Annotated in this window: 1 protein-coding gene; it reads left to right on the forward strand. The window is 55.8% G+C overall.

Going from position 1 to position 570, the window contains the following annotated elements; genetic code table 11:
• Window positions 1-566 (forward strand): replication initiation protein (locus AC3IFE_RS01435; RefSeq protein ID WP_489189377.1); only part of this gene is annotated, 566 nt, incomplete at its 5' end.
• Between the last annotated feature and the right edge of the window lie 4 nt (window positions 567-570).

Raw genomic sequence — 570 nt, forward strand, 5'->3', positions numbered from 1 at the left:
TCGCGCGAATCTCTGCACTGGAGTTTGCCGAAACGTTCGGCATCGACCCAAACACCGCCTATGAAGAGCTTCAAGCTGCGGCCAAGGGCCTCCGCGATCGTCTCATTCGGTTCGAGAAACCCGGTAGAAAGGGACCTCGTATCGAGGACATGAGATGGGTTGGTCGCGCGACGTACGCCAAAGGAGAAGGCTGGATCGAGGTTGCGTTCTGGCATGAGGTTGTACCTCACCTTGTCGCACTCCGTGAGCGGTTCACCAGCTACAAGCTTTCTCAGGCAGCGGCACTGCGATCTATCTTCAGCTGGAGACTGCTGGAGTTGTTTGCACAATTCCGCTCAACAGGCCTGTTACGGATAGACATCGAAGAATTCGCACACGCGATGCAAGCCAGCGAAAGCTGCCGCAAGAATTTCAAGGATATGCGTCGACGGATCATTGAGCCCGCCGTCAAGGAGCTCACCGAGAAGGACGGCTATGAAATCGAGTGGAACCCACAAAAATCCGGTCGGAAGGTAGTCAGCCTCGAGTTCCGGTTCAAGATGAACCCGCAAGCAGCGCTCTTCTGACCCG

The sequence above is a fragment of the Burkholderia sp. APQ4-4ca genome (genome assembly GCF_057837105.1).